14 protein-coding genes are annotated in these 14,581 nt (G+C 68.8%); 11 read left to right on the top strand and 3 right to left on the bottom strand.

Features of this window, described 5'->3' with window-relative positions:
* Positions 1-205 precede the first annotated feature (205 nt).
* Genes BJQ94_RS14325 through BJQ94_RS14315 form a run of 3 tightly spaced genes read left to right on the top strand, consistent with a single transcriptional unit; the run spans position 206 to position 2,881 of the window.
* Positions 206-1,603: an amidohydrolase family protein gene (locus BJQ94_RS14325; protein ID WP_265401178.1), complete on the top strand. Its 1,398-nt coding sequence runs from the start codon at positions 206-208 to the stop codon at positions 1,601-1,603.
* Complete coding sequence (locus tag BJQ94_RS14320) at positions 1,600-2,232, top strand: hypothetical protein (RefSeq protein WP_265401177.1); 633 nt, start codon at positions 1,600-1,602, stop codon at positions 2,230-2,232. Before BJQ94_RS14325 ends, BJQ94_RS14320 begins: the two co-directional genes overlap by 4 nt.
* Before the next feature lie 43 nt (positions 2,233-2,275).
* On the top strand, positions 2,276-2,881 hold the full coding sequence (locus BJQ94_RS14315) for a TetR/AcrR family transcriptional regulator (RefSeq protein WP_265401351.1): 606 nt from the start codon (positions 2,276-2,278) through the stop codon (positions 2,879-2,881).
* A 63-nt stretch (positions 2,882-2,944) separates the two neighbouring features.
* Here BJQ94_RS14315 and BJQ94_RS14310 read toward each other — a convergent pair whose 3' ends face one another.
* Positions 2,945-3,322 (bottom strand): DoxX family protein, encoded by a 378-nt coding sequence (locus BJQ94_RS14310; RefSeq protein WP_265401176.1) that lies wholly within the window; start codon positions 3,320-3,322, stop codon positions 2,945-2,947.
* A gap of 130 nt (positions 3,323-3,452) precedes the next feature.
* On the opposite strand from BJQ94_RS14310, the gene BJQ94_RS14305 reads away from it, so the two are divergent.
* On the top strand, positions 3,453-3,929 hold the full coding sequence (locus BJQ94_RS14305) for a MarR family transcriptional regulator (RefSeq protein WP_265401175.1): 477 nt from the start codon (positions 3,453-3,455) through the stop codon (positions 3,927-3,929).
* A 120-nt stretch (positions 3,930-4,049) separates the two neighbouring features.
* Here BJQ94_RS14305 and hrpA read toward each other — a convergent pair whose 3' ends face one another.
* Complete coding sequence (gene hrpA, locus BJQ94_RS14300) at positions 4,050-8,051, bottom strand: ATP-dependent RNA helicase HrpA (RefSeq protein ID WP_265401174.1); 4,002 nt, start codon at positions 8,049-8,051, stop codon at positions 4,050-4,052.
* Between the two features lie 86 nt (positions 8,052-8,137).
* Here hrpA and BJQ94_RS14295 point away from each other — a divergent pair, with 86 nt between their 5' ends.
* The 7 genes from BJQ94_RS14295 (at position 8,138) to pnuC (ending at position 13,414) form a co-directional block, all read left to right on the top strand.
* Entirely contained in the window at positions 8,138-8,785 is a 648-nt protein-coding gene (locus BJQ94_RS14295) for a hypothetical protein (RefSeq protein WP_265401173.1), read from the top strand.
* Between the two features lie 2 nt (positions 8,786-8,787).
* Positions 8,788-9,084 carry a transcriptional regulator gene (locus tag BJQ94_RS14290; RefSeq protein WP_265401172.1) on the top strand — a complete coding sequence of 99 codons (297 nt, stop codon included), beginning with the start codon at positions 8,788-8,790 and terminating at the stop codon, positions 9,082-9,084.
* Positions 9,081-10,010: an ABC transporter ATP-binding protein gene (locus tag BJQ94_RS14285; protein ID WP_265401171.1), complete on the top strand. Its 930-nt coding sequence runs from the start codon at positions 9,081-9,083 to the stop codon at positions 10,008-10,010. Before BJQ94_RS14290 ends, BJQ94_RS14285 begins: the two co-directional genes overlap by 4 nt.
* Positions 10,007-10,834, top strand: coding sequence for an ABC transporter permease (locus BJQ94_RS14280; protein WP_265401170.1), 828 nt, complete (start codon positions 10,007-10,009; stop codon positions 10,832-10,834). Before BJQ94_RS14285 ends, BJQ94_RS14280 begins: the two co-directional genes overlap by 4 nt.
* 156 nt (positions 10,835-10,990) lie before the next feature.
* Positions 10,991-11,824 (top strand): aldo/keto reductase, encoded by an 834-nt coding sequence (locus BJQ94_RS14275; protein WP_265401169.1) that lies wholly within the window; start codon positions 10,991-10,993, stop codon positions 11,822-11,824.
* 259 nt (positions 11,825-12,083) lie between these two features.
* Positions 12,084-12,665 carry an FMN reductase gene (gene msuE, locus BJQ94_RS14270; RefSeq protein ID WP_265401168.1) on the top strand — a complete coding sequence of 194 codons (582 nt, stop codon included), beginning with the start codon at positions 12,084-12,086 and terminating at the stop codon, positions 12,663-12,665.
* A gap of 80 nt (positions 12,666-12,745) precedes the next feature.
* On the top strand, positions 12,746-13,414 hold the full coding sequence (gene pnuC / locus BJQ94_RS14265) for a nicotinamide riboside transporter PnuC (RefSeq protein WP_265401167.1): 669 nt from the start codon (positions 12,746-12,748) through the stop codon (positions 13,412-13,414).
* 434 nt (positions 13,415-13,848) lie between these two features.
* Here the strand turns inward: pnuC and BJQ94_RS14260 are convergent, their stop codons facing one another.
* Positions 13,849-14,574 (bottom strand): hypothetical protein, encoded by a 726-nt coding sequence (locus tag BJQ94_RS14260; protein ID WP_265398293.1) that lies wholly within the window; start codon positions 14,572-14,574, stop codon positions 13,849-13,851.
* Between the last annotated feature and the right edge of the window lie 7 nt (positions 14,575-14,581).

Below are 14,581 nucleotides of genomic sequence, written 5' to 3'. Positions count from 1 at the left end.
GCTGACCATGACGCCGAAGCAGAACCCGGCAGGGGACACGCCCGCCGGACCATCCAGACGGACCCTCCTCAAAACCATCGGCTTCACCGCACTGGGACTCGGTGTGGTTGCAGCATCGGGTGGGCCCCTCGTGTCGAGCCTCACGGGACAACACCTCCCTGCACAATCCACGGGTGCCGATGCCCGCCCGCTGCGGATCGACCACGTGACGATCATCGATCCCCGCGACGGCAGCACGCATCCGGACATGTCGGTGTTGGTGCGCCGGGGAAAGATCGTCTCGGTCGGTGCCGCGGCGACCGCGGCCGCGAGCGGGGTTCGGGTGATCGACGGGGCCGGTCGTTTTGTGGTGCCCGGCTACAACAACATGCACACGCACGTCTTTCAGGAGGAGCGCTCCGAGTTGTTCATGGCGTCGATGCTGAGGGAGGGAACGACCGGGATGCGCCAGTTGGCCGGACCGGATGCGCTGCTCAAACGTCGCGCAGAGGGCCGTCTCTCGCTCGGCGCAGACACGCCGGGGCTCCTGGCGATGGCCGGAGCGATCCTGATGCCGTTCAACTCGCCCACGATCGAGCGCGTGCGCCACCAGATCAGCCGGCAGAAGGCCCTCGGGGCAGACTTCATCAAACTCATCATGGTGGAACGCGACGTGTTCTTCGCTGCGGTGAGCTGGGCGCACCAGCAGGGCATGACGATCGGTGGTCACCTTCCGCCGTCGATCACCCCCGCCGAGGCATCGGACGCGGGCTACGACTACCTCGAGCACCTCGGCACCAGCGCCAATATCTGGATAGAGACCTCCAGCGAACGCACCGCCCTGCGCGCCATAGCCGACACTTCGCTCGCCCTGCCCAATGCGCTCGGCTACGTGCCGTTCGCCGAGCAGCTGTTCGCCAGCGAGATCGTCACGAAGGCGACGGCGACCACTCTGCTCAATCCTGCGCTGTCGGATGCGCCGGAGTCCATTTCGGTGTTGCAGAGGGCGCTCGACACGTTCGACGAGGGGGCCGCGAAGACGCTGTCGGCCACCTTCGCGAAAAACGGCACCTGGCAGACCCCGACGCTGTCGCGGCTGCGAACCGAGTACCGGATGGACGCTCCCGAATACCAAGACCATCCGTGGTTGCAGATGTTGTCGGCGCAGGTCCGCAGCAACTTCCAGACAACCCGCACAGCCTTCCTCGATCTTCCCGAGAAGCGCCGTGCCGCGTACCACCAGTACTACGACACAGCCTCACGATTTGTGGGAATCATGCACGCAGCCGGGGTGCCGATCATGACCGGCACGGACGGCCCTGGCGGCAACCCCGGGCAGGACATGCCGTCCGAATTCCAGGAGCTGGCGGCCGCAGGTCTCACGCCGCTCGACGTGCTGCGGGCGACGACCACGGTTCCGGCTGCGTTCCTCGGACGCTCCGACCGGATGGGGGCCGTCGACGCTGGAATGGCCGCTGACTTCGTTCTGCTCGACAGCGATCCACTCACGAGCGTCGACAACCTCAGCCGGATCAGCGCCGTGGTCAACTCCGGGAACTATCACACCGTCGCGCAGCTCGACGAGAGCGTCGACCGACTACTCGCATCCGCGGAGGCATCATGACGCACGACACAATCCAACCAAAGACACAGAGCCAGGCGCGCAGACGATGGATGCGCGCGGCCGGGTGGACGCTCGTCGCCCTCGGCGTCATCGTCTCCTGGGTGTGGTCGGTCGAACTCACCATCCGGGGAGAGTCCGTCAACGCATCCATCGCGGGCGCCGCCACACTGCTCCTCTTCTGCGCGGGCATCACGCTGATCTGGCGGGTGTCCCCGAACCGGGGGCGCAGGCCGACGCTGGCGTTCCGGGCCGCCGTGATCGCTACCGCACTCGGGGCGATCATCGCCGGCGTCGTTCCGGTCGCCGTGATCGCGGCGACCACGGGCACGGTGACCGCCGACGTCACCTCCGGCACATCCGGGCCCGATTACACGGTCTCGGGGGTGGCCGTGGTCTCGAGCGATGCGTATAACCAGACCACCCTCGACCTCACCGTCAGCGCGAGCGACCGCACCACCCCGCTGCTCGAGGCGACCGTGTCGTTCGCCGACGGCACTGCGGACGTGACCTGCGCGAATACGAGGCCAACGTGGACGCACGACGTCTCGACGGTGACACTGGCCTGTGACAGCTTCACACCGATCGCGTCCCTCAGGACCGTCGCCGGGATCGCCGTGACGGAGCGGTGAATCCCGCAGATGCTGAGCGCTGTAGCGTGAGACGGTGGACAAGATGACGACGGTGCCGACCGAAGGGCGCAACACTCGCCGCAAGGAGCGAACGCGCGCGGCGCTCGTGCGCGCGGCGCAGGAACTCCTCGCCAACGGGCACGCCCAGGAAGCCAGCATCAAGGCCATCACCGAACTCGCCGACGTCGGCTTCGGCTCGTTCTTCAATCATTTCGAGAACAAGGCCGCCCTGTTCGACACGGCGCTCATCGAGGCTGCCCGGCGCTACGAAGACTGGCTCGATTCCCAGCTCAGCGATGTCTCCGATCCACTGCAACGCCTGGCGCTCAGCATCCGTCTCACCGGCAGGCTCCACTTGACCCATCCCGACGAGGCGAAACTGCTCATCGGGCAGATGTCGTTTCTCCACGCCGGCAAGCCGGCCCTCGCCGATCGAGTGCGGGGGGATATCGTCGCGGCAATCGCGTCCCTGCATCCGGAGGAGGTGAGCAGCCCGTCCACGGTCATCGCGGCGACGGGGGCGATCGGGGCGGTGCTGGGGGCTGCCGCAACGCTGCCAGTAGAGGACCGCGCCGCACTGGCAGACGCGCTCGTCGTCGACGTTCTTCGAATGCTCGGAGTGCAGGTGACTCACCCCCGCGAACCGTGAGAAGGGCCCCAAAAACGTCACGTTTTTGGGGCCCTTCTCACGGTTCGGGGATGTAGCGCGAGACTAGAACGCCCAGGGGCCGAAGCGGGTGATGGCGACCACGAGAGACAGGATGCCGAGAATCACGCTGGGCATGGTCTCCTTGGCGCCGTCGCCGGCGCGCACGTGCCAGACGACAGCGCCGATCATGATCACGGTGAGGGCGGCCGCGGCGATGGGCACGAGGATGGGGGCGATGCCGGTGACGGCGGGCAGGATCAGGCCCAGGCCGCCGAGCAGCTCGGCCAGGCCGACCAGCTTGACGCCGGCATCCGAATAGTCGTTGACCCAGGCCATGCCACCGGTCGCGAGTTTGGCGCGCGGCTGGGCCACCTTCATCAGGCCGGCGCCGATGAAGGCGAGGGCGAGCAGGCCGGTGATGATCCAGATGGCGATGTTCATGGGGACTCCTGTGTTGATGCCGGCCCCTGAAGACGCCGAACGAAGATTATTGCGACGGAAGTAGTTGCCGCGTCAAATAAACTAGCGTGAACTACTTTCGACGTCAAGTAAATCTCGCTAGAGTGGGCAGATGGACGAACCCCGGTGGCTGTCAGCCGACGAGCTGGACGCCTGGAAGGCCCTCGCGGGGGTGCTGTTCCTCCTGCCCGCGGCGCTCGACTCGCAGCTGCAGCGCGACTCCGACCTGGCCATGGCCGACTACATGGTGCTCGTGATGCTGTCGGAGCGGGATGACCACTGCATGCGGATGAGCGAGCTCGCCAACTCGGCGAACACCTCGCAGTCGAGGCTGTCGCGGATCGTGACCCGGCTGGAGGCCGCCGGGTACGTGACGCGCCAGATGGCACCGGATGACCGCCGGGCCGTGTTGGCCACTCTCACCGAGGCCGGCCTGGCCAAGCTCGTCGCCGCGGCCCCCGGCCACGTCACCCAGGTGCGCAAGCTCGTCTTCGACCACCTGACGCCCGGACAGGTGACCTCGCTCAACGAGGTCGCCCGCGCCCTCGCGAACCCCGACGACCCCGACGCCTGCGACGGGTCCCCCTAACACAGGGAGGGTCACCGGGTCTCGACAAGCTCGACCAGCGTTCGGTCGCGACAATTTCGTTGATCGAGCTTGTCGAGCGCTGTACTGAGCTTGTCGAAGTGATCCCGCGAGATGAGGGCGTTAGGAGGCCAGGACCTTTTGGATTCGCTGGAGGGAGACGGACTCGGCGGCGCGCAGCTCTTGGGCGAAGAGGCTGATGCGCAGCTCCTCGATCATCCAGCGGGCGCGCACCAGGTTGGCCGCGGCGGTCTCCGGCAGGGGGATGCGGCCACCGGCGTCGGCGAACTTGGCCGTGGCTGCTTGCACCTCGTTCATCCAGACCCGGTCGCGGTTGGGGTTGTCGAGAAGCTTGTCGATGCGAGCCGTGATGCCGCCGAGGTAGCGCGGCAGGTGCCGCAGCTGGGCGAGGCCGGTGGCGCTGACGAAACCGGGGTAGACCAGCCCGTTCAGCTGCTCACGGGCATCCGTGAGTGCGGCCAGCAGCGCCATGCTGGTGGACGCCTTGAGCGCCTTGTCGGCGGCGCGGGACGCCGTGAGCACCCGGGCGACGAGGCCGACGGTCTCGAACATCGAGTCCATCACCACGCCCGAGACGCGGTCGCGGATGCTGTCGAACTCGGCCTTCATGAACACCTGGCCGTCGGGCCGCACCCGGTAGAGCACATCGTCGACGGCCGCCGCGAGGCAGTCATCGAACAGGGCCTGGGTGGAGCGGTACGGGCTCGTGGCCAGGGAGAGTTTCTCGGCGCCGGTGAGGTGCTGTTGCACGTACGCCACCGGTGACGCGGTGGCGAGCAGTAGCAGCCGGCGCACCCCGCCGGGCAGTGTGCGGGCCTGCTCGTCGACGGTGCTCATCATGCGGATGCTCACCGAGGTGCCGTCGTCGACCAGGGTGGGGTAGCCGCGGATGGTGTTGTCGCCCTGCTTGGTGTCGATGTGGCGGGGCAGCTCGATGAAGTCCCAGGTGGTGAGACCGGCCCGCTCGATGGCGTTCTTGGGCACCGCGGCGGAGGCCTTGGCGACGGACTCGCGCACCTTGTTGCCCAGGCGGCGCTGCAGCTCGCCGAGGTCTTTGCCGGAGGCGACACTGCGGCCGCGTTCGTCGACGACCCGGAAGGTCATGCGCAGGTGCGCGGGAACTCGGGAGAGATCGAAGTCGCGCACGGTGACGGGCACGTAGGTGAGGCGCTGGATGAGGGCGGCGAGGGTTTCGGCGAAGGACGGGTCGGCATCCTGGTCGCGTTTCGAGACATGTACCGAGGTCTCGACAGGCTCGACCAGCGAACTCTTCACGACGCCGGGGGCTTCCGGCAGTTCGGCGAGCAGGCGCACGGCCCAGTCGGCGGCGGGCACGACGTTGCGGCGGATGGCCTTGGGCAGCGACTTGATCAGCGAGGTGACCAGGTCGGCACGAAGGCCAGGCACCTGCCAGTCGAAGCCGGTGGGGGAGACCCGGGCGAGCAGCGCCAGCGGAACCTGCACGGTCACGCCGTCGTCTTCCTCGCCGGGTTCGAACCGGTAGCTGAGCGCGAATCGCTGGTCGCGCTGCTGCCACGCCGGCGGGAACAGGGACTCGTCGATTTCCGGCGCATCCTCGGGCACGAGCGCGTCGGCGGTCATGGTGAGCAGGTCGGGGGTCTGGGCGCGAGCGACGCGCCACCAGGTCTCGAAGGTGCGGGTGCTGTGCACCTCGGCGGGGATGCGGCGGTGGTAGAACTCGAACACGGCCTCGTCGTCGAAGAGGATGTCGCGGCGCCGGGTGCGTTCCTCGAGCTCGGCGAGTTCCTTGCGCAGGGCGGTATTGGAGCGGTCGAATGCGGTGACCCGCTGGTCGACCCGGTCCAGGTCCCATTCGCCGTCGACGAGGGCGTGCCGGATGAATAGCTCGCGCGCATAGGCCGGGTCCACCCGGGAGAACTGCACCCGGCGGCGCGGCACGATCGGCACGCCGTACAGGGTGACGCGTTCGTAGGCGACCACGGCGCCCTGCTTCTTCTCCCAGTGCGGCTCGGAATACGAGCGCTTGCAGAGGTCGCCGGCGAGCTGTTCGGCCCAGGCCGGGTCGACGACGGCGTTCATGCGGGCGAACAGCCGGCTGGTCTCCACCAGCTCGGCGCTCATCACGGCGTTGGGCTGCTTCTTGGCCAGCGCGGAGCCGGGGAACAGCACAAACCGCTGCTGCCGGGCGCCGATGTAGTCCTTCTTGGCCACGTCCTTGAGGCCGATGTGCGAGAGCAGGCCGGAGAGCATCGACCGGTGGATGCCGTCGGGGTTCACGCTCGGGTCGCCGATGTGCAGGCCGAGCGGCTTGGCCAGCTGGCGGAGCTGCTTGTAGACGTCCTGCCACTCGCGCACCCGGAGGTAGTTGAGGTATTCGTTCTTGCACAGCCGCCGGAACGCGCTCGAGCCGAGCTCTTTCTGCTGCGTCTCGAGGTAGTTCCAGAGGTTGAGCAGCGAGAGGAAATCGCTGGTGGGGTCTGCGAACCGGGCGTGCTTCTCGTCGGCGGAGCCGCGGCGCTCCAGTGGGCGCTCGCGCACGTCCTGAATGGTGAGGCCGGCCACGATGGCCATCACCTCGCGGCTGGTGCCCTGAGTCTTCGACTCGATCACCATGCGGCCGAACCGCGGGTCGATGGGCAGCTGGGCGAGCTGCTGGCCCACCCGGGTGAGGCTGTGCGTGCCGGCCGTCACGGCCATCCGCCCGCCCTGCGGCCCGCGACCGCCGCGACCGCGACCGCCATCGCGCCCGCCGTCACGACCGGAGCGGCCGCCGGCCTGGCTCGGGTCTTCGGTGGGCGTGCCGGTGGGCGCCACCACAGCCTTGACGGCGCCGAGCTCGGTGAGTAGGTCGAGGCCGTCCTTGATATTGCGGGAGTCCGGCGGGGTGAGGAACGGGAACTGCGCGATGTCGCCCAGGCCCAGCGAGATCATCTGCAGGATGACCGCGGCGAGGTTGGTGCGCAGGATCTCCGGCTCGGTGTACTCGGGCCGCCGGGTGAAGTCTTCTTCGCTGTACAGGCGGATGGCGATGCCGTCGCTGGTGCGGCCGGAGCGGCCCGAGCGCTGGTTGGCGGAGGCCTGCGCGATGGCCTCGATCGGCAGCCGTTGCACCTTCGAGCGCACGCTGTACCGGCTGATGCGGGCGGTGCCGGCGTCGATGACGTAGCGGATGCCCGGCACGGTGAGGCTGGTCTCGGCCACGTTGGTGGCCAGCACGATGCGGCGCCGCACCCCGGCCACGGTGGAGGGCTGGAAGACCTTGTGCTGGTCGGCGGAGGACAGCCGGCCGTAGAGCGGCAGCACCTCGGTGGGGCTGGTGCGGCCGCCGCCGGCGAATTTGCCCTGCAGGGCGTCGGCGGCGTCGCGGATCTCGGTCTCACCGGAGAGGAACACCAGCACGTCGCCGTTGGACTCCTGCTCGAGCTCGTCGAGCGCGGCGGAGATGCCCTCGATGTAGTCCCGGTCCACGCTGGGCGCGGCATCCGACAGCTCATCGTCGTCGTCGATCGCGGCCTCGGCCACGAGCGGGCGGTAGCGGATCTCGACCGGGTAGGTGCGGCCGGAGACCTCGATGATGGGCGCCGGGGTGCCGTCGGCGGCCGCGAAATGCTTGGCGAAGCTGGCCGGGTCGATGGTGGCGCTGGTGATAATGAGCTTGAGGTCGGGGCGCTGGGGGAGCAGCTGCTGGAGGTAGCCGAGCAGGAAGTCGATGTTGAGGCTGCGCTCGTGCGCCTCGTCGATGATGATGGTGTCGTACTTCCGCAGCATCCGGTCGCGGTGGATCTCGTTGAGCAGGATGCCGTCGGTCATGAGCTTGATGCGGGTGTCGGCGCCGACGCGGTCGGTGAAGCGCACCTGGTAGCCGACGAGTTCGCCGACCTCCTGGCCGAGTTCTTCGGCGATGCGCTCGGCGATGGTGCGCGCGGCGAGCCGGCGCGGCTGGGTGTGGCCGATCGACTCCCGGCCCAGCTCCAGGCAGATCTTGGGCAGCTGGGTGGTCTTGCCCGACCCGGTGGACCCGGCCACGATCACGACCTGGTTGTCGCGGATGGCGCGCGCGATGTCGTCGCGGCGCTGGCTGATCGGCAACTCGGGCGGGAAGGTGATTTTCACGGGAATCATTAGCCCTCCATGTTATTGCTTCCAGGCGCCACCCCACTTCGGGCCGAACTGTTGTGGCGCAAAGTAGTTTGTGTTACAAAGTGGGTATGGATACCGACACGACCGACACCGACCAGCCGCTGGACGACCCGCGGGCGATGCTGGCGCTGCTCGAAAGCCAGCAGCGCCAGGTGCAGAACGCCCAGCAGTCTCCGGTGATCTGGATGTACCTCATCTGGGGCATCACCTGGCTCGTCGGCTTCCTGGCACTCTGGTCGGGTGACACCGACGGCAACCCGTGGTTCACCATCCCGGACTACCTGGCCACACCGGTGTTCATCGTGATGCTGGTGGCCTCGATCGTGGCGTCGGCGGTGCTCGGCATCCGCATCAACCGCGGGGTGCGGGGCATCTCCACCTTCTCCGGCGCCGTTTACGGGCTGTCCTGGTCGGTGTGCAGCGCGGCGTTCGCGCTGGTCGGCACCGGCCTGATCGGCCAGGGCCTGTCGCCGGAGCTCGCGAACCTCTACTTTCCGGCCGCCTACGCGCTGATGTGCGGCACCATCTACCTCGGCGGAGCCGCCCTCTGGCGCGACGTCTCCCAGCTGGTGCTCGGCCTGGTGCTTCTCGCGGTCGGCGCGGTCTCCACCTTCGCCGGGTCGCCCGGCAACGACCTCGTGCTCGCCCTCGGTGTGGGTGTGGCGTTCCTCATCGCCGCCGGCTCTCTCGCCGTGCGGCGCCGGCGGGGGCGCTGACCGTGGACGAACTCGACCCGGTGATCCACGCATCCGCCCGGCTCAAGATCACCGCCACCCTCGCCACCCTGCCGGTGGGCGACCAGATCGCCTTCCCCCGGCTGCAAGAGCTGCTCGGCATGACCGCCGGCAACCTGTCCACGCATCTGCGCAAGCTCGAAGACGCCGGATACGTTGACGTCGTGAAATCGCACCAGGGCCGCACTCCGGCCACGTACCTCGCGTTGTCCCGCTCGGGCCGACGCGCCTTCGAGGACTACCTGGAAGCCCTCCGTGCACTGTTGGGAGAATCCGCATGACCGTTCTGGCCCGGCTCGACTCCGTCACCCGCCGCTTCGGCGACGTGCTCGCCGTCGACGACGTCACCCTCGACATTCACTCCGGCAGCATTCTGGGCCTGCTCGGGCCCAACGGGGCGGGCAAGTCCACCGTGCTCACCATGTTGCAGGGGCTGCGCACGCCGAGCTCGGGCACCGTCTCCCTGTTCGGCGGGTCGCCCGGCGACTACCGGATGCGCCAGAAGCTCGGCGGCACCCCGCAGGAGACCGCGCTGCCGCCGACCCTGCGGGTGGGCGAGGTCATCGACTTCGTCGGCCGGCACTTCGAGGAGCCGCTGACCACCGCGGCCGTGGCCGAGGAATTCGGCTTGGGCGAGCTGCTCAAACGCCAGACCGGGGCGCTCTCCGGCGGGCAGAAGCGCCGACTCAGCGTGGCGCTGGCATTTGTGGGCCAGCCGCGGCTGGTGCTGCTGGACGAACCCACCACCGGGCTCGACGTGGATGCCCGGCGCACCCTGTGGGATGCCGTGCGCCGGCAGCACGACCGCGGCGCCACCGTGGTGGTGACCAGCCACTACCTCGAGGAGATCGAGGCACTCGCCGAACGCGTGGTGGTCATGGGCCACGGCCGGGTGATCGCCGACGACACCGTCGCGGCCGTGATCAACCAGGTCTCGCTGCGGCAGGTACGCCTGGTCACCGACCAGCCCGACCGGGTCAGCGGGTTACCCGGCGTGGTGGGCCGCGACCTCGGCGACGACGGCAGCACCACCTTCTACGCCAACGACAGCGACCGTTTGATCGTCGAACTCGTGCGCTCCGGTATCCCGTTCACCGACCTCACCGTGCGCGGCGCCACCCTCGAGGAGGCGTTCCTCACCCTCACCGGGAGCACGGATGCGCCCGGTTCCGCGACCCTCACCGCCCAGAAGGAGATGAACCGATGAGCACTCTCACCCCCACCCCGGCCGGCGCCGCTCCGGCCGCACCCGGCCGCAGCACGGTGCTCGGCGGGCGCACGGGCATCCTCGCCCTCACGTTCGTGCACGCGCGGATCATCCTGCTCGAGACATTCCGCATCCCGGCCGCCCTGATCGGATCGCTGGTGTTCCCCGGGCTGTCGCTGCTGTTCTTCGTGGTGCCGCAACGCACCGTCGCTGACAACCCGGAGTTTGCCACCCAGGCGGTGATCGCGCTGAGCGTGTTCGCGCTGATGTCCAACTCGCTGTTCAGCTTCGGCTTGAACATCTCGGCCAACCGGGAACAGCCATGGGACCCGTACCTGCGCACCCTGCCGGTGCCGGGCATCTCCCGGGTGCTCGGCCAGATCTTCTCCACCGGCCTGATGGGCCTGGTGTCGATCCTGCCGGTGATCGCTATCGGTGCGTTGTTCACGGCGGCGGAGGCATCCGTGCTGGGCATTCTCGCCGGGCTCGTGGCGTTGGGCATCTCGGCGCTGCCGTTCATGTTCATCGGCATCTCGATCGGCTACTCGATGTCGTCCAAGGCCGCGATCGCGGTGGTGCAGATCGTGATGTTCGGCCTCGCGTTCGCCGGCGGTCTGTTCCTGCCGCCGTACCTTTTCGCGGACTGGCTCGACACCGTGTCGAAGTTCCTGCCGTCGCGGCAGGCCCGGGAGTTCGTGATCTGGGCCGTGCAGGGCGGTGAGCTGGAGCCGTGGGTGTGGATCGGCATCCTGGTCTGGACCGCGGTCACCTTCGCTCTGGCGCTGCTGCTCTTCCGCCGCGACGAGGGCCGCCGCTACCACTAGGCCTGTCGCCCGGCCGCACCTCGCAACTGTTGCCGAAGCGGACATTTGCGCCCGGTGCGCCGGCAACAATTGTCCGTTTCGGGAACAGTCGGCCGCGGATTACGCTGTCGGCATGCGTGACGTGCGCCCCGGCCGCGTGCTCCGTAGGCTCAATGGATGACGAAATCCGTACCCACCATCACCCTGAACGACGGCCACACCATCCCGCAGCTCGGCTTCGGGGTCTTCAAGGTCGACCCGACCGAGACCACCCGCATCGTCACCGACGCGCTCGAGGTGGGCTACCGGCACATCGACACCGCCGCCGTCTACGGCAACGAGGAGGGCGTCGGCCAGGCGCTCGCCGCATCCGGTATCGACCGCTCAGAGCTGTTCGTGACCACCAAGCTGTGGAACGACAAGCAGGGCACCCAGTCGGCGCTGGACGCGTTCGATGCGAGCCTGGAGAAGCTTGGCTTGGACTACGTGGACCTGTACCTGATCCACTGGCCGGCACCGGCGAACGACAAGTTCGTGGAGAGCTGGAAGACGCTCGAGACCATCCGCGAGTCCGGCCGGGCCCGCTCGATCGGCGTCTCGAACTTCCTCGTGCCGCACCTGAAGCGCCTCCTCGACGAAACCGAGGTCGTGCCCGCGGTCAACCAGATCGAGTTGCACCCCGCCTACCAGCAGGCCGAGGTCACCACGTTCGCCCGCGAGCACGGCATCCACATCGAGGCCTGGGGACCGCTCGGCCAGGGCAAGTACCCGCTGCTCGACGAAGGCGTGGTCACCGCCGCGGCCGAGGCGCACGGCAAGACCCCCGCTCAGGTCGTCATCCGCTGGCACCTGCAGACCGGCAACATTGTCTTCCCCAAGTCGAACCGCCGCGAGCGCATGATCGAGAACTTCGACGTCTTCGACTTCGAGCTCAGTCACACCGAGCTGGCCACCATCTCGGCGCTCGAGCGCGGCGGCCGGGTCAGCGCGCACCCCAACGAGGTCAACTAGCCCCACCGGGCTCGATCGACTTGCCGCAAACGGCCCCTTCCGCACCGCTGAAGGGGCCGTTTGCGGCACGTCGGTGCAGTGCACTGCGCCCACTTGCCGCGAAATGCCCCGTGGGTGCGCCTGAAGGGGCGCTTGCCGCAACTCGGCGAATGCCCGAGCGGCGCGGGCAGCGGATGCGGTGGCGCCGGGCGCATCCGCCGTCTTACGCCGTGTGTCGGCGCGGGTGGCGGCATCCGCACCGGCCATTTAGCGTCGAGGTATGTCGTACACCCTGAACGTCGTCGCCGTCTCCGGCAGCCTGCACGCCCCCTCGAAGACAACCGCCCTCGTGCGGGCGATCCTCGACGCGCTGGAGCGCGAGCTGTCGATCGATGTGCACCTGATCGAGCTCAGCCAGGTGGGCCGCGAATTCTCAGGGGCGCTGCGCCGCGACGAGCTCTCGCCGGCGGCCGAGGCCGACCTCCAGCGCATCGAGGGCGCCGACCTGCTCATCGTGGCGTCCCCGGTGTACCGGGCGTCGTTCACCGGCCTGTTCAAGCACGTCTTCGACTTTGTGGAGCAGTACTCGCTCGTCGACAAGCCGGTGCTGCTCGCAGCCACCGGCGGCAGCGACCGGCACGCGCTCATCCTCGAGCACCAGTTCCGGCCGCTGTTCAGCTTCTTCCAGGCGCTGACCCTGCCGCTCGGCGTGTACGCCAAGGACTCCGACTTCACTGACTACCGGGTGACCAACGCCGAGCTCAGCGAGCGCATCGACCAGGCCATCCGCCGCGGGCTGCCGCTGGTGCGGGCCAGCCTGCCGGCGAACCTCTCGGCGGACTCCGCCGCCATCGTCTGGTAGCGCCTGCGGAATAGACCCGCGCCCCAAAGCCTTACATTGGGACGTGCACGGATGCGACCCATCCGGGAGAGAAGTATCTTGTGTCCCTGATCAATTGGCTTTTTGACGCCCAGCTGCAGATCGGTGACCAGACCATCCTCTGGCGCGAGATCATCGGCAATGTGTTCGGCATCGCCAGCGCCGTCGGCGGGATGCGCCGCAAGATCTGGGCCTGGCCCGTGGGTATCCTCGGCAACGCCCTGCTCTTCACGGTGTTCCTCGGCGCGGTCTTCGGCACACCCAACCCGGTCAATCTGCTCGGCCAGGCCGGTCGCCAGATCATGTTCATCATCGTGTCCGTCTACGGCTGGATCCAGTGGTCGCGCAGTCGCTCGGCCGGCACCGTCGCGGTCGCTCCGCACTGGGCGGGCACGCGCGCCCGGATCGGCCTGGGTGTCGGTCTCGTCGCCGGCACGCTCATCCTCACGCCGATCTTCCGCGCGCTGGGCTCGTTCGAACCGGTCTGGGCCGACGCCTGGATCTTCACCGGGTCGCTCCTGGCCACCTACGGCATGGCCCGCGGCTGGACCGAGTTCTGGCTGATCTGGGTCGCGGTCGACATCGTCGGTGTTCCGCTGCTGGTCAGCGCGGGGTACTACGCCTCGGCCATCCTGTATCTCTTCTACGGCGCGTTCACGATCACCGGATTCGTGATCTGGAGCCGGGTGCAACGCCGGCGCCAGGCGCTGCTCGAGCACGTCCCGGCCTGACCCGCCCCGCCCGCTCTGCCCCGGCGTCCCGCGAAAGCGGCCGTGCGGCTGCCTCCGAGACCTGAGGTGACCGTTTTACCGCTTTCGCGAGTTCGGTCTTTCGCGAGAGCGGCCGTGCGGTTGCTTCCGGGACCTGATGTGACCGTTTCACCGCTTCCGCGAGAGCGGTCTTTCGCGAGATCGATCTTCCGCGAGTGCGGCCGTGTGGTCACTTGGCGCGCCGGTGGTGACCACAGTGCCGCTTTCGCGAGATGGGCCTCCCGCGAGAGCGGCCGTGCGGCTGCCTCCGAGACCTGGGGTGACCGTTTCACCGCTTTCGCGGGTGGGATGTGGGCGCGACGCGGGTGGGGTGGGGTGCGGATGCGACGCGGGCGGCGTGCGGACGGGGCGCGGCTGGCGCGGGGCGGGACTCAGACCGCAGGGCGGGGCTGGACTCAGGCCGCGGGCCGGGGCGCGCCGGCCGCATCGGGTCGCTGCGGGCCGCGCTGCCGGCCGAGGGCGACGAGCCCGAGCACGGGTGCGCCGAGCAGGATCATCGACACGAGCGGGCCGAACGACGCGAACAGGATGGTGAGCACGGCAGTGGCGGCGCCCAGGGCGACCACCACGGCCAGGAAGCCGCGCCGCCCGGTGCGGGCGAAGGCCACGGCGGCGAGCCCGAGCGGCAGCAGCCGAAGCCACAGGTCCGCCGCCGAATACGGCAGCGGGCCACCGATGAACGCGATCACGGCAGCCACCGCGTAGAGACCCACCCACACCCAGAACAACCAGGGCCCTGCCGGAACCACGGGCTCGTACGGCTCATCGGCCGCCCAGTTCGCGCCCCAGTTCGCGCCGCGGGCTACGCCGAACGCGGAGGAGCCAGCAGAACCGCCGCCGCCGGAACCACGCTCTGCGGCACCGGGGCCGGCGGGACCGGCGGCGGGGGAGGCGCGCATCCGCTCGGCGTCGGCGTCGCGCAGCACGGAGCGCGCCAGGGTGTACCTGTCGAACCGGGCGGCCGCCGCGGCCTGCTCCGCCGGTGTGGCCGCAGCCAACCGGTCGGGGTGGGAACGCTGCGCCTGGTACCTGTAGGCGCGCTCCACCTGCTCCGGCTCCGCGTCGATCGCCACCTCGAGCAGCGCCGCAGCTTCGGCGGGAGTCATGGTGCGTTCGGTCATCGTGACG

The organism is Cryobacterium sp. SO2 (assembly GCF_026151165.2).
GTDB lineage: Bacteria > Actinomycetota > Actinomycetes > Actinomycetales > Microbacteriaceae > Cryobacterium.
Note: the sequence above shows the minus strand (reverse complement) of the source record. Positions and strands in the feature narration are given on the sequence as shown.